The organism is Acinetobacter sp. 1000160 (assembly GCF_000588715.1).
Classification (GTDB): Bacteria; Pseudomonadota; Gammaproteobacteria; order Pseudomonadales; family Moraxellaceae; genus Acinetobacter; species Acinetobacter courvalinii.
This window is the reverse complement of the sequence record NZ_JFWP02000002.1, coordinates 426,213-450,367: the sequence shown is the minus strand read 5'-3', so window position 1 is coordinate 450,367 and position 24,155 is coordinate 426,213. Positions and strand designations below refer to the sequence as shown.

At 43.9% G+C, this 24,155-nt stretch carries 25 protein-coding genes; 6 read left to right on the top strand and 19 right to left on the bottom strand.

Annotation, left to right across the window (positions count from 1 at the left end; all coding sequences use genetic code 11):
- The first annotated feature begins 101 nt into the window (after nucleotides 1–101).
- From J699_RS12865 to J699_RS12875, 3 genes are all read left to right on the top strand, one after another.
- Nucleotides 102–965 carry a LysR family transcriptional regulator gene (locus tag J699_RS12865; protein WP_032866964.1) on the top strand — a complete coding sequence of 288 codons (864 nt, stop codon included), beginning with the start codon at nucleotides 102–104 and terminating at the stop codon, nucleotides 963–965.
- A 180-nt stretch (nucleotides 966–1,145) separates the two neighbouring features.
- On the top strand, nucleotides 1,146–2,009 hold the full coding sequence (locus tag J699_RS12870) for an alpha/beta fold hydrolase (RefSeq protein ID WP_032866962.1): 864 nt from the start codon (nucleotides 1,146–1,148) through the stop codon (nucleotides 2,007–2,009).
- Nucleotides 1,999–2,931, top strand: a complete 933-nt coding sequence (locus J699_RS12875; RefSeq protein WP_032866959.1) for a metal-dependent hydrolase — start codon at nucleotides 1,999–2,001, stop codon at nucleotides 2,929–2,931. The genes J699_RS12870 and J699_RS12875 overlap by 11 nt, the downstream gene beginning before the upstream one ends.
- A gap of 116 nt (nucleotides 2,932–3,047) precedes the next feature.
- Here J699_RS12875 and J699_RS12880 read toward each other — a convergent pair whose 3' ends face one another.
- Nucleotides 3,048–4,529: a flavin-containing monooxygenase gene (locus tag J699_RS12880; RefSeq protein ID WP_032866957.1), complete on the bottom strand. Its 1,482-nt coding sequence runs from the start codon at nucleotides 4,527–4,529 to the stop codon at nucleotides 3,048–3,050.
- 343 nt (nucleotides 4,530–4,872) lie between these two features.
- Between J699_RS12880 and J699_RS12885 the strand changes: the two genes are divergently transcribed.
- Nucleotides 4,873–5,868, top strand: a complete 996-nt coding sequence (locus J699_RS12885; protein WP_032866955.1) for an AraC family transcriptional regulator — start codon at nucleotides 4,873–4,875, stop codon at nucleotides 5,866–5,868.
- 72 nt (nucleotides 5,869–5,940) lie between these two features.
- On the opposite strand, the gene J699_RS12890 is transcribed toward J699_RS12885, so the two are convergent.
- From J699_RS12890 to J699_RS12955, 14 genes are all read right to left on the bottom strand, one after another.
- Entirely contained in the window at nucleotides 5,941–7,134 is a 1,194-nt protein-coding gene (locus J699_RS12890; protein ID WP_032866953.1) for a hypothetical protein, read from the bottom strand.
- A gap of 147 nt (nucleotides 7,135–7,281) precedes the next feature.
- Nucleotides 7,282–8,922 (bottom strand): thiamine pyrophosphate-binding protein, encoded by a 1,641-nt coding sequence (locus J699_RS12895; protein WP_032866950.1) that lies wholly within the window; start codon nucleotides 8,920–8,922, stop codon nucleotides 7,282–7,284.
- 38 nt (nucleotides 8,923–8,960) lie between these two features.
- On the bottom strand, nucleotides 8,961–10,427 hold the full coding sequence (locus J699_RS12900; protein WP_032882766.1) for an aldehyde dehydrogenase: 1,467 nt from the start codon (nucleotides 10,425–10,427) through the stop codon (nucleotides 8,961–8,963).
- A 12-nt stretch (nucleotides 10,428–10,439) separates the two neighbouring features.
- Nucleotides 10,440–11,231 (bottom strand): aspartate dehydrogenase, encoded by a 792-nt coding sequence (locus tag J699_RS12905; RefSeq protein ID WP_032866946.1) that lies wholly within the window; start codon nucleotides 11,229–11,231, stop codon nucleotides 10,440–10,442.
- Nucleotides 11,232–11,240: 9 nt separating this feature from the next.
- Nucleotides 11,241–12,035: an SDR family oxidoreductase gene (locus tag J699_RS12910; protein WP_032868222.1), complete on the bottom strand. Its 795-nt coding sequence runs from the start codon at nucleotides 12,033–12,035 to the stop codon at nucleotides 11,241–11,243.
- Nucleotides 12,036–12,057: 22 nt separating this feature from the next.
- Nucleotides 12,058–12,873, bottom strand: a complete 816-nt coding sequence (locus J699_RS12915; RefSeq protein ID WP_032866943.1) for an alpha/beta fold hydrolase — start codon at nucleotides 12,871–12,873, stop codon at nucleotides 12,058–12,060.
- Between the two features lie 33 nt (nucleotides 12,874–12,906).
- The gene (locus tag J699_RS12920; RefSeq protein WP_005231167.1) at nucleotides 12,907–13,428 is read right to left on the bottom strand and encodes a cupin domain-containing protein; all 522 of its coding nucleotides are present in this window, start codon (nucleotides 13,426–13,428) and stop codon (nucleotides 12,907–12,909) included.
- A 34-nt stretch (nucleotides 13,429–13,462) separates the two neighbouring features.
- Nucleotides 13,463–14,686, bottom strand: a complete 1,224-nt coding sequence (locus J699_RS12925) for an MFS transporter (protein WP_032866941.1) — start codon at nucleotides 14,684–14,686, stop codon at nucleotides 13,463–13,465.
- Nucleotides 14,687–14,726: 40 nt separating this feature from the next.
- Entirely contained in the window at nucleotides 14,727–15,938 is a 1,212-nt protein-coding gene (locus J699_RS12930; protein ID WP_032866939.1) for an NAD(P)/FAD-dependent oxidoreductase, read from the bottom strand.
- A 27-nt stretch (nucleotides 15,939–15,965) separates the two neighbouring features.
- Nucleotides 15,966–16,898: a VOC family protein gene (locus J699_RS12935; protein ID WP_032866937.1), complete on the bottom strand. Its 933-nt coding sequence runs from the start codon at nucleotides 16,896–16,898 to the stop codon at nucleotides 15,966–15,968.
- Between the two features lie 11 nt (nucleotides 16,899–16,909).
- The gene (locus tag J699_RS12940) at nucleotides 16,910–17,674 is read right to left on the bottom strand and encodes an SDR family oxidoreductase (RefSeq protein WP_032866935.1); all 765 of its coding nucleotides are present in this window, start codon (nucleotides 17,672–17,674) and stop codon (nucleotides 16,910–16,912) included.
- Entirely contained in the window at nucleotides 17,667–18,734 is a 1,068-nt protein-coding gene (locus J699_RS12945; protein ID WP_032866933.1) for an aromatic ring-hydroxylating oxygenase subunit alpha, read from the bottom strand. The genes J699_RS12940 and J699_RS12945 overlap by 8 nt, the downstream gene beginning before the upstream one ends.
- A 17-nt stretch (nucleotides 18,735–18,751) precedes the next feature.
- Nucleotides 18,752–19,051, bottom strand: coding sequence for a recombinase-like helix-turn-helix domain-containing protein (locus J699_RS12950; RefSeq protein ID WP_009516007.1), 300 nt, complete (start codon nucleotides 19,049–19,051; stop codon nucleotides 18,752–18,754).
- A 24-nt stretch (nucleotides 19,052–19,075) separates the two neighbouring features.
- Nucleotides 19,076–19,381, bottom strand: coding sequence for a non-heme iron oxygenase ferredoxin subunit (locus tag J699_RS12955; protein ID WP_005231180.1), 306 nt, complete (start codon nucleotides 19,379–19,381; stop codon nucleotides 19,076–19,078).
- 268 nt (nucleotides 19,382–19,649) lie between these two features.
- Between J699_RS12955 and J699_RS12960 the strand changes: the two genes are divergently transcribed.
- Entirely contained in the window at nucleotides 19,650–20,462 is an 813-nt protein-coding gene (locus tag J699_RS12960; protein WP_032866931.1) for an IclR family transcriptional regulator, read from the top strand.
- Between the two features lie 61 nt (nucleotides 20,463–20,523).
- On the opposite strand, the gene J699_RS12965 is transcribed toward J699_RS12960, so the two are convergent.
- The 3 genes from J699_RS12965 to J699_RS0218590 all read right to left on the bottom strand — a co-directional run bounded on the left by J699_RS12965 (nucleotide 20,524) and on the right by J699_RS0218590 (nucleotide 22,463).
- Complete coding sequence (locus tag J699_RS12965) at nucleotides 20,524–21,330, bottom strand: SDR family NAD(P)-dependent oxidoreductase (protein ID WP_032866928.1); 807 nt, start codon at nucleotides 21,328–21,330, stop codon at nucleotides 20,524–20,526.
- 139 nt (nucleotides 21,331–21,469) lie between these two features.
- Nucleotides 21,470–21,919, bottom strand: coding sequence for an SRPBCC family protein (locus tag J699_RS12970; RefSeq protein WP_032866925.1), 450 nt, complete (start codon nucleotides 21,917–21,919; stop codon nucleotides 21,470–21,472).
- A gap of 268 nt (nucleotides 21,920–22,187) precedes the next feature.
- Nucleotides 22,188–22,463 carry a hypothetical protein gene (locus J699_RS0218590; RefSeq protein WP_032866923.1) on the bottom strand — a complete coding sequence of 92 codons (276 nt, stop codon included), beginning with the start codon at nucleotides 22,461–22,463 and terminating at the stop codon, nucleotides 22,188–22,190.
- Nucleotides 22,464–22,688: 225 nt separating this feature from the next.
- On the opposite strand from J699_RS0218590, the gene J699_RS12975 reads away from it, so the two are divergent.
- Nucleotides 22,689–23,111, top strand: coding sequence for a hypothetical protein (locus J699_RS12975; RefSeq protein ID WP_032866920.1), 423 nt, complete (start codon nucleotides 22,689–22,691; stop codon nucleotides 23,109–23,111).
- A 64-nt stretch (nucleotides 23,112–23,175) separates the two neighbouring features.
- On the opposite strand, the gene J699_RS12980 is transcribed toward J699_RS12975, so the two are convergent.
- Entirely contained in the window at nucleotides 23,176–23,898 is a 723-nt protein-coding gene (locus J699_RS12980; protein WP_032866918.1) for a hypothetical protein, read from the bottom strand.
- Between the last annotated feature and the right edge of the window lie 257 nt (nucleotides 23,899–24,155).

Genomic DNA, 24,155 nt, shown 5'->3' with positions numbered 1-24,155 from the left:
CCTACTATTTAAAAATTAAATTATTGAATCAAATGTATTAAGATAATGAATACCCAGGTAATGTTTAAATCTTAAAAAATCCCCATCAATGAGTGACGGCCATGTTTGATCCACGTTTACTCCGTGCTTTTGTCACGATTATTGACGCAGGTAGTTTTACTCTCGCGGCCGAACGCTTGCACATGACGCAATCAACGGTTAGCCAGCAACTGGCAAGGCTGGAACAAGCTACAGGAAAGCAGCTGATTGATCGTCATGCCCGGCCAATGCAGCTGACCAGCGCAGGTGAATATCTGATTAGTTATGCCCGACGCATTCTGGCACTGCAGCAAGAGGCCCAGAATGTGCTCGGTGATCCAACAGGCACCATCCCGATTCATATCGGTTTGCCGGAAGATATTATGAATACTGACATGGCGCTGGCATTAAGTGCATTTAGCAAACAGCATCGTAGTATTCGGCTAGATGTAACCGCTGGACTGAGTCGGGATCTGATGGAAGGCTATCGAAGTGGACAATTTGATCTGGTGATTGTGAAAGAAGCCATTGCCAGTGCGGATCGTCATGCGACTTTTCCAGAGCAAATGGCATGGTTTGAAAGTATCGATCATGGCGGGAACTGGTCTGATCCAGTTCCACTGGTGACCTTTCCACAAGGCGGGCTGTATCGGGAAGACATGTTCGAGCAAATTGAACGTGAACGGCGACATTGGTATATCGCATTTACCAGTAATAGTCTCGCCAGTGTACTGGTGGGCGTTGAAACAGGGCTGGGCTTGTCACTGCTCCCGGTGGCAACCACCTGGGGCTATCGGGTACGTGAATATTCTGGGCTGGGTCAGGCTCATCCCATGACGGTTTCGATCTATGCCTGGGATAAGGAGGGTCCGGTAGCTCAGCTGGTCGAGCAAATGACTGCGGTGCTGCAACATCGTTTTGATCAGAGCAGAACCGCAGGAGGATGAATCTGAACTAACCTCTCCAATCCATCCATCTACCGTCTTTAAGTGCCAAGTCTTAGGCCAAATGTGCCAAAAATAATAGCCATGGCACAGGAAGTTAAATCCCTTCATTTACTGTCAAGACAGCCTCCACAACGCTGACTACTATCCAGAGCAATAGACAGCTTTGATGAGTAAGTCAGTATGGTCAAACAGACAGAGAAACGATATAGCCAGTATAGCCGTAATAATCTGATTTTTAATGTGATTGATTCAGGACCAATCGATGGCAAACCGGTTATCCTATTACACGGTTTTCCCGAAACGGCACACAGCTGGCAAGCCACCAGCGCACTACTGAATCAGCAAAACTTCCGCACCTTTGCCATTGAGCAACGTGGCTATAGTCAGGCAGCGTCACCCAAAGGCCGTTTTCAGTATGCCATTGCCGAGCTGGCTGCCGATGTCAAAAGCTTTATTGATCTGCTGGGCCAACAGGTCTATGTGATTGGTCATGACTGGGGGTCCATTGTGGCCTGTGAGTTGGCCCGGCAACATCCCGAGCTGGTCAAACATCTGACCTTGATCTCGGTGCCACATACCGGCGCATTTCTAAAGGCGATGCTCACTAGCACACAGTTCTTTAGTTCTTACTACATTGGCTTTTTCCAACTGCCCTTTATTCCTGAACTGTTTTTTAAAAGGGCCACCACACTCAGCCATTTGTTGCTGAAAAACTCAGGCATGAATGCCGAACAAATTAAAAATTTCCAGCAATATCTCATTCAAGAAAACCGGATCGGTACAGCGATTCACTGGTATCGCAGTATGCCACTGACACCGATTCTCTCGACTTTTCAAAAAGTAAACGTGCCGACCCTGTTTATCTGGGGGGATAAGGATATTGCCGTGGGCAGGAAAAGTGCCCAACTCAATAAAAAGTTTTTTACTGGCTCATATCAAGAGATCTATCTGGATGCCACGCATTGGATTCCTTCCCAAAATGCCGAGCAATTGAGCCATCATTTTATCAATGCCGTGAATGGAGGAGAAGCTCATGCATCCTAAACAACGACTGGAAAATCATTATCTTGAACAGCGCCGTGTTCAATTTGATTTTAGTATCACCCCCGAACACTGGATTTATGACAATCCATTTGCCACCCACTTAATCAATGCGGTTCACTTGATTTTACCGGTTGGCGAGTTATGGATGTGCCGGACCTTTAATCAGGCACTGCCTTATGTGACAGATGAGAAGCTTCGCGCCGATGTCAAAGGCTTTATTCATCAAGAAGCCCACCATGCTGCTGCACATAAAGTGGCACAAGACTATTTAAGGCATTATGGCTATGAAATTGATGAGTTTATTGCCTCATTAGATACGATTGCCAAACAGATCAACACTGCTCCTTTAGGCTTGGGATTTTCCAAAAATCTGGAACATCGCTGGCTGATTATACGCGTGGGCATCTCCGCCGCGGTGGAACATTTTACCACCATGCTAGGCACCTGGTGCCTGAATGACCAGCCATGGCAAAATAAGACTGCGGACGAGATGATGTCTGATCTGATGACCTGGCATCTGGCGGAAGAAGTTGAACACCGCAGTGTTGCTTTTGATTTATATATGCACTTATGCGGTGAGGAAAATAAAGTCTTTGCCTACTTGCAACGTCAAATCATCATGACGGCGGTGGCCCCTGGCTTCACCTTGGCCATTTATCAATGCTTCAAAAAATTGGCACAGCAAGATGCTCAAGCCAAAAGCTTTCATCGCTATGGTCTGCTGCGCTCGTTAGCGCAAACTGTCATTGAAAATGGCCGTAGCAAACAGGTGCCGAGCTTTTTCTCGATGATGTTGAGCCTAAGGCATTGGCTAAAACCGAGCTATCATCCATTTTATGAGGGCGATACTTTTAAAGCCTTACAGGTTATCGATAACTCGCCTGCAGTCAAAGCCTTAACCCAGCAGTTGCGAGTGTGTTAAGCAATTCGATAGTACTTTCCCCCTTTTAGGCACGTCCCCGTGCCTTTTTTTATTTCTTCTGTTTAGCGCATAAATAAAAAGCCTTATTTTAAACAAGGCTTTTCAAAACAGGTTTATTATCGGTAAAAGATATAACTATAATGATCAAACTGCTTTAAATCATTTATCATATATTGAGTGGTCCAGGGATAATTCACCACATTGGTTTTATGCTCATCAAGATAATAACTGGCACATCCACCCTGATTAAATACAGTACCGGCAAGTTTATGCTGTAGCTTCTGGTTATACTGCTTATCGGCATGGCTATTTAACTCAAAACCTTTCAGCTGATTATCCAGAATAAATCGAATGGCTTTAACCGCATAATTGACCTGATTTTCAGCAGCGCTAATCAGGGAATTATAACTGATACTATTTGGACTCAGCAGCATAAAGGCATTTGGCAAATCTTTAACTACACAACCTTTATAAGCTTGAACGGTCTGATCTTGCCAGACCTCATCCAGTATCACGCCATTTTTGGTCATGATCCGCTTGGCAATCGGTGGTTTTGCCACCTCAAATCCGGTACTCCACACAATAATGTCCAGTGGAATTTCTTTGCCGTCCACAAGCACGCCGTTTTCTGTTACTTGGGTAAGACCTTGATCAAACAACTGTACATTGTTGGCCGCTAATGCCGGATAATAGGTATTGGAAAATAAAATCCGCTTACATCCCAGGGTAAACTTCGGTCGGACCTTTTCTCGTAATACCGGGTCCTGAATCTGGTAATGCATCCAGTTAATCAAGCCTTTACCGACCAGATCCAAGGTCTTGGGTTGATTGACGCTGGCACTGAACATATCCATGGAGATACTGGTCACTTTACGTAGCGAATGCATGGTAAAAGGCACTTTTTGCTGAACATTCTTAGAGGCATCATGAAGCGCCAGATTCGGTTTTGGAATCACCCACGGTGCGGTGCGCTGAAATACATACAGCTGATCAACAATCGGCTGGATTGCAGGAATAATCTGTATCGCAGATGCCCCGGTTCCTACCACCGCAACGCGTTTATGGCTTAAATCGACCGAATGATCCCATTGTGCCGAATGAAAGACTTTACCGTTAAAGCGATCCAGTCCCTCAACTGCCGGGGTCGTAGGTTCACTTAAAGGCCCGGTAGCAAAAAACACAAATCTGGCGGTATAGTTGCCCTGACTGGTTTCGACCGACCAGACATGATCTTCAGTTGACCAGTGTGCCGTATACAGTTCGGTATTAAATAAAAGATGTTGATGCATATTAAAGCGCTTGCTGACATCTTTAATATATTGCTGGATCTCCTTCTGTTTTGCGAAAATATGACTCCAGTTGGGATTCGGTGCGAATGAGTAGGAATAAAGCGATGAGGGAACATCACATTCACAACCGGGATAGGTATTTTCTCGCCAGACCCCACCGACCTCGCTTGATTTTTCAATCACAATAAAATTATTGATGTTTTGCTGTTGCAGCCTGATGCCTGCTGCAAGTCCAGAAAAACCGGCACCGATAATGATCACATCAAATTGATGTTTATTTACCACAGGCTTTTGCTTTAAATCTGGCATTTTCCACTCCAAAATATAAAAATCTTGTTACCTCAATCAGTTAATATATTCACTAAATTATTAACAGACCTAGCTATGGAAAATAATTCGGTTGCCTGATAAAGACTTGACCTTGAATGCCAAGTTAAAATAAGCAAAGTCAAATAAAGAAATGAGAAAAACATTATATTTTATTAAGTTTAAATTTATCCTATCATGTACTTTGAGTATTAAATTCTGTCCTATGATGATAAATATCTCGAGCACTATATCGGTTAAAATAATAGATTGATTTAATCATGATAATCGACTGACGGATCGAGACAGAGTTAAAGTATTAAACTTTAAAATGAGCTGAGTAATTATGACTGAAATTCCAAGCATTCCCTCAGTTCTTCTGGAACTGATTGAAAAATATCTCCAGCAAAAAAAAATATCGAATTTACAGCTCAGTGAATTGAGCAAGCAATATGCGCATCAACAGCGAATGCCCTTGTATAAATGGAGCAACCTGCTTGAAGAAATCTACCAGCAGCATCCTGTGCCAGTGATGGGATATTATATCGGTGAGTTGGTCGAACCGCATCATATCCATATCATGGGCTATCTGGCACTTTCAAGTCCTGATTTATATGGTTTTTTAAACAGCTTCAAGAACTTTCAACTGATCCTGCAAAACTCCGCTGCTTTCTCAATTACACATACAGCAGATCAGTTTTGCATGTGCTGGACTCCGGTCACAGAGAAGAATTCACAACTGACCAATGAGGTTCTCATCTCAGGTATACTCAATACCATCCGCAAAATCCTGCACCGTCCAGATATCAACGCTTTGAAAATCGAGTTTTCTGCTGTTGCGCCAGCAGATACCACTGCATATCCGGAAGTTTACGGTTGTCCTGTGAGCTTTGATGCCGATGCATTAAGACTGTGGCTACCGATTGAAATTCTACAGTTACCGATTCCGAGCAGCGATCCTCATCTCAAAAAGATTCTTGACCAGCAAGCCGAAGCCTTGCTCAAGAGTATTCCCAATCCGGATACGTTTTTAAAAGACTTGCAACTGCTCATCGTGCATATGCTAAAAGCAGGTGAACCATCAGCAGAACATATTGCCAGACAGCTGAATCTGTCCTTAAGAAGTTTTTATCGCAAACTGAGTGGCTACCAATTGCAATACAGCGATCTGGTCAAAAGCATTCGTCTGGAACTGGCAAAAACCTATCTCAGCAGCTCAGAACTCTCGCTCACAGAAATCGCCTTCTTACTGGGTTATGCAGAACAAAGCGCGTTTAGCCGTGCCTTTAAACAGTGGGAAAATATGTCTCCGTCTGATTATCGAAAAAACCATCTTGCCTAGCCCACGCTTAAAAAGCAAAAGGGGGGAATCATCGACATGATTCACCCCTCTCAAGAATTTATAGATGAGGGTTTAGAAACTAAAGCCTATATTGAGATTGATGCGGTATAACCATTGGTCACTATAGGGTGAAACCGTTGAGGTATAACCTGTGGCATTAGAAGCCCCGCCGATAATATTGGAGTTTTTACCCCAGGTATAATCAGCCCAGACCATAAACGGCGAAGCAATAAACATCATCCCGGTGGTATTCATTTGTGAAGCCGACCAATCATCACGTTTCTTGTCCATATAACTATAGTCATTATAGAAACGGATGGCCTTGAGTTTGCCCATATTTTGCACCGGCAAGGTATAAGCCAGATTTAAACTGGCCACCGTGGCTTCTGACGCAATGAAATAGGCAGGCGTAAAGCCGTTATTACCCATCAAGGTCACATCATTGCTCACGCCATCCGGATTTTTGGCATCATATTGATAATGAATCACCGAGCTTTGTAAATTAAAGCGCTTGTAATTATTGTCGCTATGCAGACCGACCGCATAATATTGACCATTTTTATCAGTGCTCTTGTTATGCAATTGCGCAATCGCACCCGACACACCAAATTCCTGCTTACCAAATTCAGTTTCCAGTTTACGCACAATACGGGTATTAAACTGATGGCGCTTTTCATTCTGGTAGGCTTTTTGGGTTGGGAAAGCATTTTCAGCCAAATCATCATAAGTGGCACTTTCAGGCGAATAGCGCAGGCTGGTATCCAGCATTTGCGGATAATAGCCCAGTTTGATATCCCAGTCCTTGTTATTAAAATTCCAGTTCAATCCGGGTGCGATATTATTGCCATAGCCCAGGAAAAACGGAATATGGTAAGTCCAGCCATTTTGCGGATAAGGATAAATCGCAAAAGGTTTGTACACCAGACCGGCTTCAATACTGTTGTTCTGGTCAAGATTGTAGCCGACATAAGCTTTCTCGACTGAACGCTTTTCCTGATCCTGAAACAGGTAACTGGCATTAATATAGGCATCGTCAAACTTGCCTTTCAGGTCGATCCTGAAAATATCAAAATACAGCTTACCGAATCCGCCATTCGGTCCATCCCAAGCTTCATAACGCTGATTCAGTCGCACCACCCCGCCGAGTTTAACTGAATCGGTTCCATCTTCACTTTTCCATTCTAGGGCTGAGCTTTGTGCAAACACCTGGGATGGTGTACCCAAATAACATGCAGCAAGCATCGCGACCATCACTGTCTTTTTCATCGGTTGTTCCTTCGCTTTCGTCCCAACGATCCTGTTGGTCTTGTTGTTGTTTTACCTATAAAACATAGTTTTTATTGCGTTATGGGCAAAAAATTTTGCCCATAACGCGGTCTTCACATCAGCACGAACTGCCAATGCTCAGTGGGATTAGTACAGTTTTTTCTGTGGCGGACCTGCGAAGTTCAATGGCCCAATTGAATGCATATCCAGCTCAATTACGCTTGGGCCCTGAAAATCAACCGCTTGCTGAATCACAGTCTTGAATTCATCCGCACTGCCTACTTTCCAGCTCTTCACGCCCATGGCTTCGCCTAAGACTTTATAGTCCGGGGTATGCAATTCATTGAAATACTGGCGACCACCAAAGTAGTTATTTTGAATGCCACGCATTACGCCATAACCGCCATCATTCATGATCATCAGCACCATATTGGTATTTTCTTGCGCCATGGTGGCGATTTCGCCGATGCCTAACATCAAACCGCCATCACCGACCAAGCCAATGACTTTCTTGTCAGGATTGGCAATCGAAGCACCAATCGCAGTGGCCAATCCCAAACCAATGGCACCTGCTAAAGAGTGAATATTCTGGTTTGGTGCTTGTACCGGGAATAAACGGCTGCCCCAGGTACTGCCTGACATGGTAATGTCACGTACAAAAATACCGTCTTGCGGTAATGCAGCGCGTAAGTGATCACAGATCAAAGCGTACTGATCTAACTGGGTACGTAGCGCATCGATTGCTGCCTGTTTGGCCTGTACCACGGCTGCATCATAGTCTGCGTCAACTTTAGATACGCCTTGCAAGCCGCTTAATACACGTTGCAATACATCTTTGGCATCGCCACAAATGAAATTGCGAACTTTATAATTACGCTGCTGTGCGACTGGATTGGCATCAATCTGGATAATATTGTCAGGGAATTGCACTGAATAGGTTTTGGTTTCATTACTGCGTAACCGAGAACCCACGACCACCAATAGATCAGCCTCCTTGAGCAGCTGCTCTACGCCAGCCGAGTTATGGAATGCACCTAGGCTACGCGGATGATCATCGGCCAATACGCCACGCGCATGGGTTGATGACACTACAGGAATACCAAGATCAGCAATCGCCTTGACTTCTGCAACACTGTTCAGCGTGCCACCACCAATCCAGAACACTGGACGTTTAGCTTTTTTCAGTTCTTCAACGATTAAGTCGATTTCGATCTGTTCAGCCTGTGGCAATTCCAGTGCTTTCACTGGGCCCAAGTTCAGCGGCAAATCAATTTCTGCTGCCTGTACATCAATCGGCAACTCGACACTGACTGGTCCCATCGGCACTGTCGTGGCGACACGAATCGCTTCACGAATCACACCCACCGCATTGTCAGGGCTGGTAATACGGAAAGCAGCTTTGCTTGATGCACGTAAGAAAGTCAGTTGATCTTTGGTTTCATGAATAAAGCTGGCATCACGATCTAAATATTCACGTTCCACCTGCCCAGTTAAATGCAACACCGGACTGCCTGCATTCATTGCTTCAATCAGTGAACCGACTGCATTGCCTGCACCTGCACCAGTACTGGTGAGCGCCACACCGAGTCCTTTAAAGCGTGAGTGACCATCTGCCATGGTGACCGCCCCCGCTTCACCGCGTGCCGCCACAAAACGGATTTTTTCACGACGACCCACTGCATCGGCAATCGGTAAGTTATGGATCGAGATTACCCCGTAAATACTGTCTACTTGGTGTGCTTCTAAAACACGGGCGATGGCTTCGCCGACATTTACACGTTCTGTCATTTGTATATTCCTCAAAAACGGTTCATTCCATGAATGTATTAATTCGCCCAAGGATTTGGCTGCTCGCTTAATCCCATATAGATACTTTTTTGTTGCATATAAGACAAAATGCCCAATCGACCTTTTTCACGCCCGATACCACTTTCTTTAAAGCCACCAAAGGGCGCAGAAATCGAGAATTTCTTATAGGTATTGATCCAGACTGTACCGACTTCTAAGGCACGGGCAATTTGCCATGCCTTACGATAGTTTTCCGTCCAGATGCCTGCAGCAAGTCCAAAACAGCTGTCATTGGCTTGGGCAAGCAAATCTTGTTCATCGTCATATTTCATGACCACCAGTACAGGGCCAAAAATTTCTTCCTGACAGGTTTGTGCTGAATTACTTAAACCTGTGATGATGGTTGGCAAGTAATAGCTGCCTTTGGCAAAATCACCTTCGGTTAAGGCATGGCCACCGACCAGCACTTGACCACCTTCTTGTTTTGCCAATTGGACATAGGCATCGACAGAGTCCAGATGTTTCGGATTAATCAACGAGCCAAGATGTACGCCTGCGGTTTCCGGATGCCCAACCCGTAAGCCTTTGGTGATCTCAACCAGACGATTGAGGAACTGATCATAGATGCTGCTGTGTACAAATAAACGTGAACCTGCAATACAGGCTTTTCCAGCCGAACTAAAGATGCCGTAAGCCACACCCTTGGCTGCCAGTTCAATATCGGCATCTGGCAATACAATCGTTGGAGACTTTCCACCCAGTTCCAAAGAGGTGGTGATCAATTTATCCGCTGCTAAATGTGCCAGATGACGGCCCGTGGTGGTTCCACCGGTAAATGAAATTTTACGTACCAGAGGATGCTTTACGATTGCATCACCAATCACCGAACCACGTCCGACCAGTACACTGAGTAAACCTTTCGGTAGTCCTGCTTCTTCAAAGATTTTGGCGAGTTCCAATGCGATCAAAGAAGTCACTTCTGCAGGTTTTAGAATTACGGCATTACCACCCGCAAGCGCAGGTGCCAGTTTCTGTACTTCACTAGCAATCGGCGAGTTCCACGGAGTAATTGCAGCCACCACGCCCACAGGTTCATGCACGCTCATGGTCATAAAATCTGCGGCACGTTGCGTGGTCAGCTCATCATTTAAGGTTTCACAGGCTGCTGCCACATAACGCGCTGTTGCCGCTGCACTTAGGGTCAAGGCACGGGTTTCAGCCAATGGCTTGCCATTATCACGGGTTTGTAACTTTGAAAGTTCGTCCACACGCGCTTCAATAATGTCGGCCACTTTATATAAAATACGGGCACGTTCATGCGGCATGCTGTTGCGCCATTCCGCCTTACGCCAAGCCGCATCTGCCTTTTCAATGGCTTCATTGACATCATCCAGACTCGCCGTTGAAATTTCAGCATTCACCGATTGATCTGCTGGAAATAAACTTTGAATCGTAGCGCCTTTACCTAATCGCCATTCACCTGCGATATAAATTTCCTTTACCATGATCAAATCCTTTTAAATCTGAATTGCTTCAACGCTATTGCGACAAGCGCGAATCACACTTAATGCAGCCAAGGTTGAGGTTTTGGGATTACTTGCCAATGGCACCCCCACCAGTTCAATGGTCATTTCACCAAACACCCCTTCCGCTACAATGGTGTGTTTGTTTTTGTTGATATTTGGATCAACCGTCAGCTCAACCAGGGTCTCATCCATCCCCAGTCCAGCCAGTGCAATCGTGGCAGCCACATTTGCATTGGCTGGAAACTTCAACGCAGCTTCTCTGGCTGTACCACGGAAAAAAACCGTTGCTTCGCTAACCTGATCAAGGTCGACCAGTTGTTCAGCATAGCTGCCACGCCAGCTTTTCGGACTCTTACAGCCCTTGTAAGTGACCTTTTCCAGACCGCCTTCTTTGGCCGCAGAGATGCCATCAATCCCGGCAATTGCACCCGCTAATAAATGCAGATGCGCATCATGTTGTTCTGCCGTGGTTTTCAGTTGAATTAAAAATTCGTTATCCGCCAGAGTGCCCACTGAAATCAGGCCAATGGTCCAGCCTTTTTCCAGCACTTTTTGCGCATGTTCTTTCACTGCTGCCTGACCAGCCACTTCAATCACATAGTCCGGTGTACCCTGACATTGATCAATTGAAGAAATGACCTGTACATCAGCCGCAACCTGCGCCCGTACTTTTTCGACACTGCGTGCAGGGACCACAATCCATTTAAGTTGCAGGTCTTGAGGCATATGCGCATACACTTCTGCTGCCATGGCGCCAAAACCGATCATCATCAACTGTTTCATGGGAACACCTTATAAATGTTTGTTAAATCCACCAGAAACATCCAGTGCCGAACCTGTGGTATAGGATGCTAAAGGTGATGCAAGGAACACCAAGGCACGTGCCGGTTCTTCCGGCTTGCCTAGACGTTGCATGGGAATGCCACGGTTTTTGGCAATGTTGCCGGTCCATTGTTCCCAAGTAGCATTGGGATCAGAACGGGTTTCAAAACGGCGTTTCCACTGGGCTGATTCCACCATGCCCAACAGGATTGAATTGACCCGAATGCCGTACTGGGTAAATTCATGCGCCAGTGAATGGGTTAGATTCAGCAATGCCGCACGTGCAGATGATGTCGCAATCATGTGCGGTTCAGGTTGTAGGGCCAGCAAAGAATTGACATTGGTAATCGATCCACAAGCCGACTGTTTTAAATCATCCAAAAATGCACGTACTGGATGTAATACACTGAAATACTTCAGTTCAATCTCTTTCATCCAGTCTTCATCCTGAGTATCTTCAAAATTAGATACACGGCCCTGACCTGCGTTATTGATCAGCATGTCGACATTGCCCAGATGCTGATTGACCTGTTGGGCAAAGCGTTTCACATCTTGTTTATCCAAAACATTGCAAATACTGGTGAAGATGTTGGCATGCGGATATTTTTCTAAAATATATCGTTTTGATGCTGCCAAACGCTGCTCATCACGACCGCACCACGCCACCTTGGCGCCTTCTGCAACTAAAATTTCGACTGCAGCCAAACCAATGCCTGACGAGCCACCTGTGACAACTGCTACTTTTCCTTCAACTTGGAAGCTCATATCCATATCTCTCGTTTAAGTCTTAATGTGCCGATAAAACAATGTCGTTAAACTGTTCAGGTTGATCGACATAACTCAGATGACCTGCATCTGTAATGAGATGACATCGGCTCAAATGCATTTCTACAGCCAGTTCCTTGATCGCTTGCGCAGGTGTAATGCCATCCTTGTCACCCGCAATGACCACACAAGGAACTGTCAGTTCTGTTAAATAATTTCGAATTTCGTCATACGCCAGCAAATAAGATGCTCGGGTAAAACCGTCTAATGTCAGTTGCCCCATCACTTCACTGACCAATGCCAGTGCCTGAGGGTCCTGTTTATAAATCAAATGCGGTCCACGGCTGGCAGCCATGCCTGCATTGCCCAAGCTTTTCAACATATTCGGGCGTTTTTGATAAACCTGTGCTTTAGTATCTTCATCGGAACGTTGATAACCTTGTGCTGCATTGGCAAGCACTAAAGTCTGTACCCGTTCAGGATAAAGATGGGCAAAAGCACTAGCCTGTAAGGCACCCAATGAATGACCAATCAGCATGGCTTTTGCAATGTTCAGCGCATCCATCAACGCCAATACACGTTCTGCATAATCACTTGCATCTGGTTGATCTGTGCTTAAGCCATCGGATAGGCCATAACCCGGTGCATCCCAGGCAATGACATGAAAATGCTGACCAAGTGTCTCTAGCTGGTTAATCCAGGATGCTGAACCCGAGCTAATCCCGTGTAGCAAAATCAGCGGCTGGCCTTGACCTGCTTCGCGATAAGCCTGCACAGCGCCATTGACGACAACGGTTTTAACGGGATAGTGAGTTAAGCGCTCAGTCAGGGTCATCATGTCATTCCTTCTACAGTTATGAAATCAATCGGATTAACGTTTGATTTGAGACAATGGATGCTCAGGTGGATAGTTCGGAATGGTCGGTTTCCCCGCACCCAACATCACACACATCAAGGCATCTTCCTGACCCGGATTGAACAGGCCACGATAAATTCCAGGTGGAATTGAAATCAGGTCACGCTCTTTCAGTCGGGTTTCGAATTTTTCGCCGTTATGTTCAATGAACAGGTCAATTTCGCCACGTAACATGAAAAACACTTCTTCCACATCGTGATGAATGTGCAAAGGCCCTTCGCACTGTGCTGGAAGTACCATGGTTGAAAAGGTGAAGTTTTCTGCTGGAACCGTATTGCCATCATTCACCACACCGGTTGCACCTGTGCCCATATAACGCATTTGTGCACGGCGATATTTCGGGTCGTAATCTGCCTGAAACTTTAAGGCATCGAAATCATATTTACGTGTTTCAAAGCGTGCGATACGGGTATTTAACCAGTCTTGTAAGCTTGTACCTTCAGGTTGTGTCCATGATTCAAATTGTTGAGTAGTCATGTTTGAACTCCTAGGTTTTTGTTCAATAGTTTGATTAATAACGTTTCAATAAAGGAACCAAGAAAAACGATCCGATCACGGCGACGGCTGCCAGGAAAGTAATTCCTAAATTAAAACTGTGGGTTTGCATCACGATGTAACCGATCAGAACAGGTGCAATTGCACTGGCAAAATTCCCCATTCCGTTGAAAATTCCACCTGCAGTTGCCCCCACATCGGCGGTGGTGACACGGGCAAGTAAAGCGAATACGGCTGCGACACCAAAGCCCCACGCCATTGCGCTTAAAGACATGGCCGCAATCACTAAAATCGGGTCAGTCATAATGACCATGACATACATAAAGATGCCCGCAACAAACAGTCCACTGAAGACCTGAACGGCACGGCGACCCAGTTTGTCGGAAAGGAAAGCTCCAATCACTTCACCAATCAGCATGGCAATAAATGGCAAGCTTGAATAAATACCAAACTCTTTGAGGTTAAAGCCTTTGTCCTGAATCAGATAAGAAGGCACCCAGCTATTTAAGCCCCACAGATAAGTCATCAAGGCAATATTGAAAATACATACCAGCCAGAATGAGCTGTTTTGCAATAACAACTTGGTATTGTGAATATGGCCTTTGAAATTGACACGTTTACTGGTCGATTCCAGTTCAATGGTTTTCTTGAGTTGTAAATTACGTAACCCAAAAGCAATCGCAAGTAATGCAATCACCGTTAACCCCGCCATCACAAAAAATGTGGTGTGCCAGTCATGCTTCGCAAGTACTGCTGCGGTAATAGGAAAACCCAGAAATGCCCCAATCGGTGTTCCTAACAGGAACATGGTGGAAGCACGTGCCTGCTGGCGATCGGTATAGGTTTGTTTGACAATGGCATAAGCCAGTGCAAACAAAGGTCCTTCAGCGAGGCCGAGTAATACACGTAAAATCAACATGCCCGTGTAATTGGTGGTAAAGCCCATGCAGAACATCAGGATGCCCCACGATGCAACGCTCCAGAACAGCATTTTCTTGGGATTAAAAATGTCACCGAGGAAGCTTAAAAACACCGAGGAAAACCCATAAGCCAGCAAGAAGCTGGTCATCAGCCATCCGAGCTTTGCCTTATCTTGTGCAATCCCCATAGCACCTTGAAAGTGCGGGTCTGCAAATAACACGGCAATACTAATCTTGTCGAAGAATGCCAGTACGACACACACCATCAGGACAAAAGCAGGAACCCAATGCTTTAATCCACTTTTTTCTTCATTACTCATACTTCATTCCTTCGATTGAGTCATGAACCGGATTTAATGTTTATGGTTTTAATTTCATGACATTAAATTCAGGGTCTGCTAATAATTTTGGGTCTAACACGGTATTCGACTGCATCCAGCGCTTTGCCAGTTTGACCAGTTTTGAATCATTGATGGCGATCATGTTCAACAAACGGTTCTGATCATCCAGATATAGATAACTGCATTGATCCTCTGCGCTTTTGCGAACTACAATCTGCCCGGTTTTTTCAGCTTGATAGGTGCCTAAGATCTGAATATTGAAGTGATACTGATCTGACCATAACCACGGAATATCGCTATATTCGGTTGCAATACCCAGCATTGATTTTGCTGCGGCAATCGCCTGATTCTGTGCATTGGCCCATGACTGGATGCAATAGCCAAGCCCCGGATGAATCGCCACATCACCTGCAGCATAAATATCCTGGTCAGACGTCTGTCCAAAACCATTCACCACAATGCCATCCTTAACGTCCAGACCTGCATTGACACCCAGTTCTTTGGCAATATCCGCACCGGCACCGACCACCACACAATCGAACAGTTCACTTGCATTCGGATGATTCACCACTTCAACTTTTTGCTGACCGGCTTCAATCAAATGCAGGTTTTTACTGTCTAAATGAATCTGGGTGCCCTGCTGCTCATGCATGTTTTTCAGAAAATTAGAGACATCGGGGCTGACACTACGTGCACACAGACGATCGCCATATTCAAAAATATGCACTTCCTTACCCTGTTTACGTGCGGTCGCAGCAATTTCCAGACCGATCCAGCCCCCACCAATCACAGCCAGCTTTTGTGAATGCTGCAAGATTTCAGCCAAGCGCTCACAATCCTGAACATTGCGTAACGTCACCACATTCGGAATAAACTGCCATGTATTCACAGGCACACGCGCACGACTGCCGGTGGCGATCAATAATTTGTCATAGGGTAAAACTTGACCGTTTTCCAGAACCACCTGCTTCAGCTGACGATCGACCTGTGTGGCAAGTGCTGGCTTGTGCCATTGAATATTGAAATCCTGTACCTGCTCTGGAGAAAACAGATGCAAACTTTCATAAGTCGCTTCTTTTGAAAGTACCTGTTTTGACAAGGGTGGGCGTTCATAAAATACTCGATCTTCATTAGAGACCACATGAATTTCACCTGAATATCCATGCTGGCGCAAAGTACTGACGGCCCAACCTGCGGCCTGTCCTGCACCCACAATTACGATTCTTTCCATAGCTTATTCTCCCTGCCTGATCTGTACTTATGCAGGTTTAACCTGCCGACGGGTATGATCATCCAGACCGCCTTCAATCGCCCATTCTGTAAAGAGTTCCAGACGATGCTCTTCAACACGTGGCTGCCACTCTTCGGTCAGGTAGTCATCATTGGTGTAATACTCAAATGCGCCACCAAGCGGTGAATTGACATACCAGAAATAAGCTGAAGAAATCGGATGACGTCCCGGGCCAATAAAGGTTGACCAATCAGAACGGTTCATGTGCAGTCCACCACCAATCACCTCATGGATATCACGAACGACGAATGCGACGTGATTGAGTCCTGCAGGTTTATTTGGAATCGAAAGCAGGAACAGATCATGATGGAAACCCTTACCGCGACAACGTAAGAATGCACCACGATTGCGATAAGCATCCGACAAGAAGAAACCTAGCTTTTCGATATAGAACTGTTCCGTCTTTACTAAATCAGGCGTGAAAAACACCACATGACCAATCGCTACGGGTTGCCCCTTGTCATAAACAGGGCTGGCTGCATTGACACGCTGTACGTTGCCGTACTGGTTAATGCCTTCAGTTTTCAAGTCAGGTAAATCCTGGGTAAAGCTTTTCTGGAAACGAATGGTCATGCCATTCGGATCTAGACACTGCACCATATCCGCAGTCGCCTTATAACCCTCTACATCATTTAGACGAAGTGCTAAATTTTCCAAATCCTGTGCAACATCATCTAGCCCCCAAGTCACTTCACGTAAAGTTGAACCTGACTCAATGGCTTTTGGTAAACGCTGGTCATCACAATCAAATAAGTAAATCTTGCTACCGTTTTGTGTCTGGTAAAGATCCGTCCCTTCAATATCTGACTGACTTTGCTTGAGACCGAAATCTGCCAAAAATTTATTCGAAGCAGCTCTGTCTTCAACGCCAAACTTTAAAATCTCAATCCCTGTAATCATGAGATGACTCCTTAATTAAAGACAAAACCGCCATTTACTGGAATATTCTGTCCTGTCACAAACGAGGACAAATCTGATAGTAAATAAAGGGCTGTTCCGTTCAAATCCTGTGGTAATTGCTGACGTTGAATCGCACGACCATTCACATATAAATCATGGCGTTCTTGTGGCACATAGGCTGTAGCTTCGACCAAAGTCAGACCCGGTGAAAGCGTATTGATACAGATATTGAACGGTCCAAGTTCTCTCGCCATGGAACGGGTCATGGCAGTTAATGCACCTTTGCTCGCCACATAGGCCATCAGATTCGGTGCGCCCCATAAAGCGGTATCCGAAGCCACATTAATAATCTTGCCTGCACTAGATTGCTGGAGATAAGGCACCGCAGCCTTGGTTACCAACCAGGTACCTTTGACATTGATGTTCATGACACGATCCCAGAGATCAGGGTCATAATCCATCATGCTTTTACCACCGACATTGGTTGCCAGTGCGGCACAATTCACCAGACCATCTATTCCGCCCATGCGTTCAGCCGCTTGCTGAACTGCTTGCTGGATCGAGTCGGCATTGGCCAGATCAATGCTTACCGCATCAACCTTTAAGCCTTGTGCTTGCAAAGTAGCAGCTTCTTCTTGTACCAGATCAGTCAAGATATCCGCCATGACCACTTGCGCACCGGCTTCCGCGATGGCTTGTGCAAAGTCCCGACCCAAGCCTCTTGCCGCGCCTGTGACAAGGACTTTTTTGTCCTGTAACAATGCGACATTAACCATGAACTTCTTCCTGCATTTCAATACTGTTCGACGTATTCAATGCTGCAATTTTCTTTAACTGTTTTTCCGCTTCTTTTTTCATTAAACGGCGTAAACGGGACAGACCAACATCATGTTGATACAGGAATTCGTGTTGACGGGCATTCGGTGCAAGATTTTCTAAAATAATGCGATCCTGTTCCAATACATCCCAGTGCAATTTTTCTAAGTGATTGCGGTAAAGGAAACGCCACACATTACGTTGCCAGCCACTAACTTTACGACAGCGCCAGAAAAATACACGGGTATTGTTGGCATCAATCGGGGTGGCATAACCCACAATCCAGAACTCGCCGCCTGGACCAAAGTCTTTACGATACGGGATTGAAAGACGTAACCAGCTTGCACCAGTATTGGCATATTCAACCCAGTCAAAATTCACACCAACCTGGCCTTCTTTTTCAAAAATAAAGCCATTTGGGGTTGAACGGTGTTTCATTTCCGCCGTACGGTCACCCTCTGCCATTGAGTGTGAAGTACAATGCAAATAACTGCCGTGCATCGGGTCCATGACATTATCAATCGCGTATTGATGATTCACTTTCCAGTCGGCCTGACATAAGAATGAACTCCATTCTTCACTTGCCAGTTGTTCAGGAAAATCCAGCGGCTTAGGTTCTTCATTGGCATCGATACCGAACCACATGAAAATTGCACCATGCTGTTCAATCACAGGATAGCTTTTGACACATGAGGTACCTTTCATTGGACAGTCATGTACCGCAGGCACATCTTCCACCACGCCATCATGACGGACTTCTACACCGTGATACCAGCAAGCAACACGATTGCCAAGATTCCAGCCCAAAGAAAGACGTGCGCCACGATGCGGGCAACGATCTTCCAAGGCATGCACCTGACCTTCTGCATCACGCCAAACCACGATATTTTCACCTAAACGGGTAATACCGACTGGATTTGCAGCCACTTCCCAGCTTGCTAACACAGGATGCCATTGGTCACGCAAACCTAAATCTAAATACTCTTCTACACTTGGAGTCACTGATACTGCTGCGTTCATCACTATTCTTCCTTGAATTAATAACCCAAACGTTGCATTTCTTCTGAGAACTTTTCAGAAGTCCAAAGCTCACCAGATTCACAGCGAAAACCTTGCTGGTTTAAAGACTGGACTAAATCAGTAAGTTCTGTCACACCGGCGGAAAAGGCTTTGATGAGATGTTGCACAAAATCCTGTTCATAGACCGTTGGCTCTTTATAACGCGTTTGCCAAACCAGCAACTCTGCCTGTCCCGGTATCTGAATATTGTTAATCCCTGCTTCGGTTGCTGGCGTGGCATGAATCCAGTTCGCTAGCTTCTCATTAAAAGTTTTCATGAGATTCCATCCTTAAAAATAAACTTATAGTTGAATTTGAACGTCCTGCCCTTCAACCCGTACCGGATAGGTGCACAAATCACGGCATCCCGGCCCACTCTTCAACTCACCTGTCTGGATATCAAAGATCGCCTCATGCAACGGGCATTCCACGGTCTGATCTTCGATAAAGCCTTCGGTTAACAAGGCATAGGCATGGGGGCAAACATTCTCGATAGCAAAATAATTGTCATCGATGAAAAATACGCCAATTTTCTTACCGTCGACTTCAATGGCTTTCGGCTCGTCTTCGGTGATGTCGTCTTGCTGACAAACTGAGATCCAACTCATCCTTGCATCCTCATTTGTTTTATATATAAAACATTATTTGATATAACAAACTTTAGATAAGAATACTCCCATGATGTTTTTTCTGTCAAATTAAATATATTTATAAAATTCAATATCTTGACTTTTAGAACACATTCTTTTACGTTTTACTAAAAAAATTTTGTTTTATATATAAAAAAATATTTTATAAATCTATTTGCAGTTACAATACAAATCGAAGAAAACGAAATGTACAGCAGTGTGCTTTTTTGATAGGAAAATTGAACAGATGAATTCAAGCATTGAAACAGACTCCCAAGAATCTGATGCAATAAAAAATGAAGAACGCTATTTAGTCCCTGGCTTAGTGCGTGGTTTGGCAATCTTGCAAGCGTTTAACCAGCAAACCCAAGAAATGACGATTACCGAAATTGCCGAAATTCTGGATGTTAACCGTTCCAGCGCTTTTCGCCTGATCTATACGCTGGAGTCTTGTGGCTTTTTACGCAAAGCCTCACAGAAAACCTATGCTTTGGACTCAAAGGTCATGGAGCTTGGCTTTAACAGCTTAGCCAGACAGTCCTTACTGGATTTAGCCACACCATTAATGAAAGAATTACGTGACCAAACCCAGCTTGCAGTGCATCTTTCAATTCTGGAAGGTACACATATTGTTTTTATCAACAATATTCAGTCCAATGGCACATTCACCAGTAATATTGGCCTAGGCACACGCTGGCCTGCACATGCAACCGTGATTGGGCAAATGCTATTGGCAGATTTAACTGAAGCCGAAATTAAAGAGCGTTATAAAGGTTTTAATCAATGGGACACTTTTTCTGAACTTACCCCGAAAAATCTCAAAGAGCTGTTACAGCGTCTCCATTTTGTAAAAACACAACGTTCTATGGTGAGTTGGGGCCACTATAACCATGATATGGCTGCTTGCGCTGCGGCGATTTATAAACAATCCACCAGTAAAATGGCCGCAGTTTTATCCGTGAGTTGTCCGCTTGGCAGTTATGATGAACAGTATTTTAGAAATGAAGTTGCCGAAGCGGTCATTCAGACCGCAGACAAGATTTCTAAATTCATTTACTAATATAAAAAGCAGCTTTCGCTGCTTTTCTTTTAACTCTGAATTGCCAAGTTCTGGTTTTGGCTTAAAGATCTGCTTCCAATTTATTTTTTAAACGTTTATCCATGCGCTGAAACAGTGGTCTGGACAGGTTCATCATCCAGGTCGGTACGGTATTTAACAGTGCATTGGCCACCAACCCGGTCTTGCTGCTAACACGATAGGATTTTTCAGTAATCGCTTTCACAATCCATCCTGCTGCCGTTGCTGTATCCAGCATTTTCATATGTTTATAAATTGCTGTTTTAGAAGACATCGGTGTTCTAACCATCGGAAAATACACAATGCTGACATCAATTCCCTTGTCCTTAAGCTCCATTGACAAAGAGCGGGAAAAAGATTCTAGCGCGGATTTACTGGCCAGATAGGCCGAAAACAAAGGAATAGGAACTTGCGTTGACATGGTCGAAATATTCACGATATGTCCTGCACCATTTTCCAGAAAATGCGGCAATATATGCAGGGTCATATTCACCGCAGCAAAATAATTAATCTGCATGGTGCGTTCATAATCATGTAAACGATCAAGTGACTCGAGTATAGGACGTCGGATTGATCGCGCTGCATTATTGACCAGCACATCAATCTTTTGATGCTCGGCCAAAATCAAGGTGACACAGGTTTTTAACTGTGCTGGATCGGTAATATCGGCCGGATAAATAAAGACCTGCCCCGATTGCGCCTGAATCGCCTTTTGAATACGTTGTAATTCTTCAGCACGCCGTGCAATAAGGCAAACTTTTGCACCTGCTTGTGCCAGTTGAATTGCCGCTTCTTCACCAATTCCACTGGAAGAACCAGTAATTATAATTGTCTTATTGCTGAGATCCATTATTTTCCCTTTCTATTGGATGGTGAACGTCTGATGGCGGGCTGTGCATTCTGCGGCGTAGAACTTGAATCGGTTTTTGCCACAGAATGCGATTATTCCAATAGAGAATATACCTAAATATCACCGCTACTTACGATGATCATTGAGGCTTGTATTGATCAATTTTTGTTGCAATTTGTTTTAGTCCACGTGTGGCTGACCACTTGAGTTGGGCCAAAACCACTGTTGCCATTAAAGGGATTTTGCTTTGTAACCAAATGCTATAGTTCAGATAGGTAATACCTTCTTTCTCTTCAAACTCCAGACGACCCAAATGGAAAGAAAACATAGGATTTTTTAACATTTGATATTCAATCAACTGATTAGGAATAATTTTAGTAGTTTCTTCCTGCATAAACCGAACAGGCCCTAGACCCATTCTTCTTCTTGAACCCACCCCATCTTTATTCTCCGAATCTTCAGCAATTTTTACCACCACGGAATTGAGTGGCCATAGAATCGTATCAAATATTCTATGTCTGCAAAAAATTGGAAAAACCAGATCTAAAGGTGCATTTATCTGTTGCTTCATCTCAATATATTTCGGCATCGTTGTTCTCTGCAATCGCACATAAAAATTCTAGAAATAGCTCATTCTTTTGTTAAAGCCCGACGAGGCATAAAACAGCATGTCAAACCAGATCGATCTTTTTCATCAAGTTCCATCTGCAACATGGTTGTTTACATCTGTAAAACCTGTATAAGAACAAAGCTAAGTGCTCAACCATAGAGAAGCGATAAAAAGATATCTTGACTCTCATTTTATAATTTAACGATGTGTGCCATTCTCTTTTAAAATAGTTGATTTTAAATAAAAATTAACACTCACATGTACCAAACATATTATAGACAAAATATACGGGAGCATCTTCCGGGTAGACATCGGTATCATTAACGACAAATAAGAGATTATTACTCAAAATAACTAAAGTATGATCATTTCGGCTCAAAACTACGCCTCTATCTATTTCTTTCTTATTCAACCTATGCACATCATTACTAAGCTTAATAAAATAAACCTTTCTGCCAACTTTTATCTCATTTGCATTAATTTTTTTATAGAGTCCACATTTTTTACAAATCCACTTTCTCATTATCAACTCAATAAAAATAAAATTATAATAATAAAAAGTTCAGGGTTAAATTAAACACAATAAACACTAATATTTAACATTATCTACTTTTAAAATTCTCAAATAAAATTTAAAACAAATTAGTCAATAAAAATAACCATAAAAGGCCAAGTATGGAAATAAGCAGAAAATTACAGTATACAAAGAAACTATCTTTAAAAAATCTACTAACCTAGATATAAATAAATGATGAAAAAAGTAAATACATTAGAGCCAATCAGAGCATTCGTAGAAAAGTTGATGCATTTAAAAACAACCAGCTATGTTGCAGCAGAAGATTGTTTCGCCGATGATTTTAACTATCTCACCAAGACTGTACCGCAAAGTAAAAATATGATTTTTAACTTTCTAGATGATTTTAACAATGATCAGTATCAATATAAGATTGAAAAAATAAAAACCGTACAGCAAACAGTGTATTTGGTTTATTTAAAGTGTATGAATCGACGTTGGAACAATATGGAAATAAATCCCCTGTTTGGCACAGATCGAATTCTGCTGATTATTAAACAGCTTGAGTCAGGGTGCTATCTCACAGAAGCTATTGATTTTAAAAAAAATGAATCGAATCCAATTTATACTGTGCTGGAAAAATTTAGCCGAGGCTAGATGTCGACTTGAGCATGTGCACAAGCAACAAGGAGCCTTGTGTAAGGCTCCTTGTATCATAAAATTAATGAACGCTTGCGGATGTCTTGGTTTTCGTATTTGCACTTACACCGAGTTTTGCATTCGCACCTGACTGACTCTGTCCTTTTGCCGAAGCCTTCAATTGACCATTCATTTGCGACTTCAAGCGAGCCTGTGTATTCGATTTAATTTTTTTGATCTTGTTTTTTTGAGTGCTGACTTTTTTAGTCAGACTTGCTTGTGTATCTGAACTCACTTTTCCAGCGGCTTTAACTGTACCAGCGCCATATTCTTTGGCGTTGCTGATGGCATTTTTACTGTGAGTAATCGCATTTGAACCTGCCTGAGTGGCTGCATTCACAGTCTGTTGAGCATGCTGTGAGCCTGCTTGCATTGAGGTATTCGCTGCATTTTGTACCGTCTGAGCGGCGTTAACTGCACCGTTAGCCGAACCATTGGCATTAACATTCACTTGGGCTGAACCATTGACTGCCCCTTGTGCATTTTTTACGGTTTCGCCAGTTTGACGGGCAATACCGGTTCCGTGATTGATCGCAGTACCCAACGTTTTTTGAGCCACCCCCACACCGGCATTCACTGTATTTTTCCCGGTATTTTTTACTGCACTAGCAACACCATTTACCAAATGACCAGTATCAACATTTGCCTGAGCTGAACCATTCACATGTGCGCCGACATGAGCAAAAGCCGAGACAGAAACAATCATGCTGCTTGTTACGATAGCGGTTTTGATCAATTTTTTCATTCCAGTTTCCTTCAAATTTAGACCATAAGAGAGACTTATGGAAACTGCATCATAGCGACTCAAAAAAGGGAAAATGGATATTTCATTAAAACTTTACAGCTTAATCACAAGGCGTAAAACACTGGGGAGAAATGATGGATTATACAATCCAAATTTGAAAGTGATTCAATTTCAGGGCATATTATCAACTTAGAATAGCAAAATTAGAATAAAAACAATTTTTTTAAATTATTTGCCCTTGTTGGCTAATATGACCC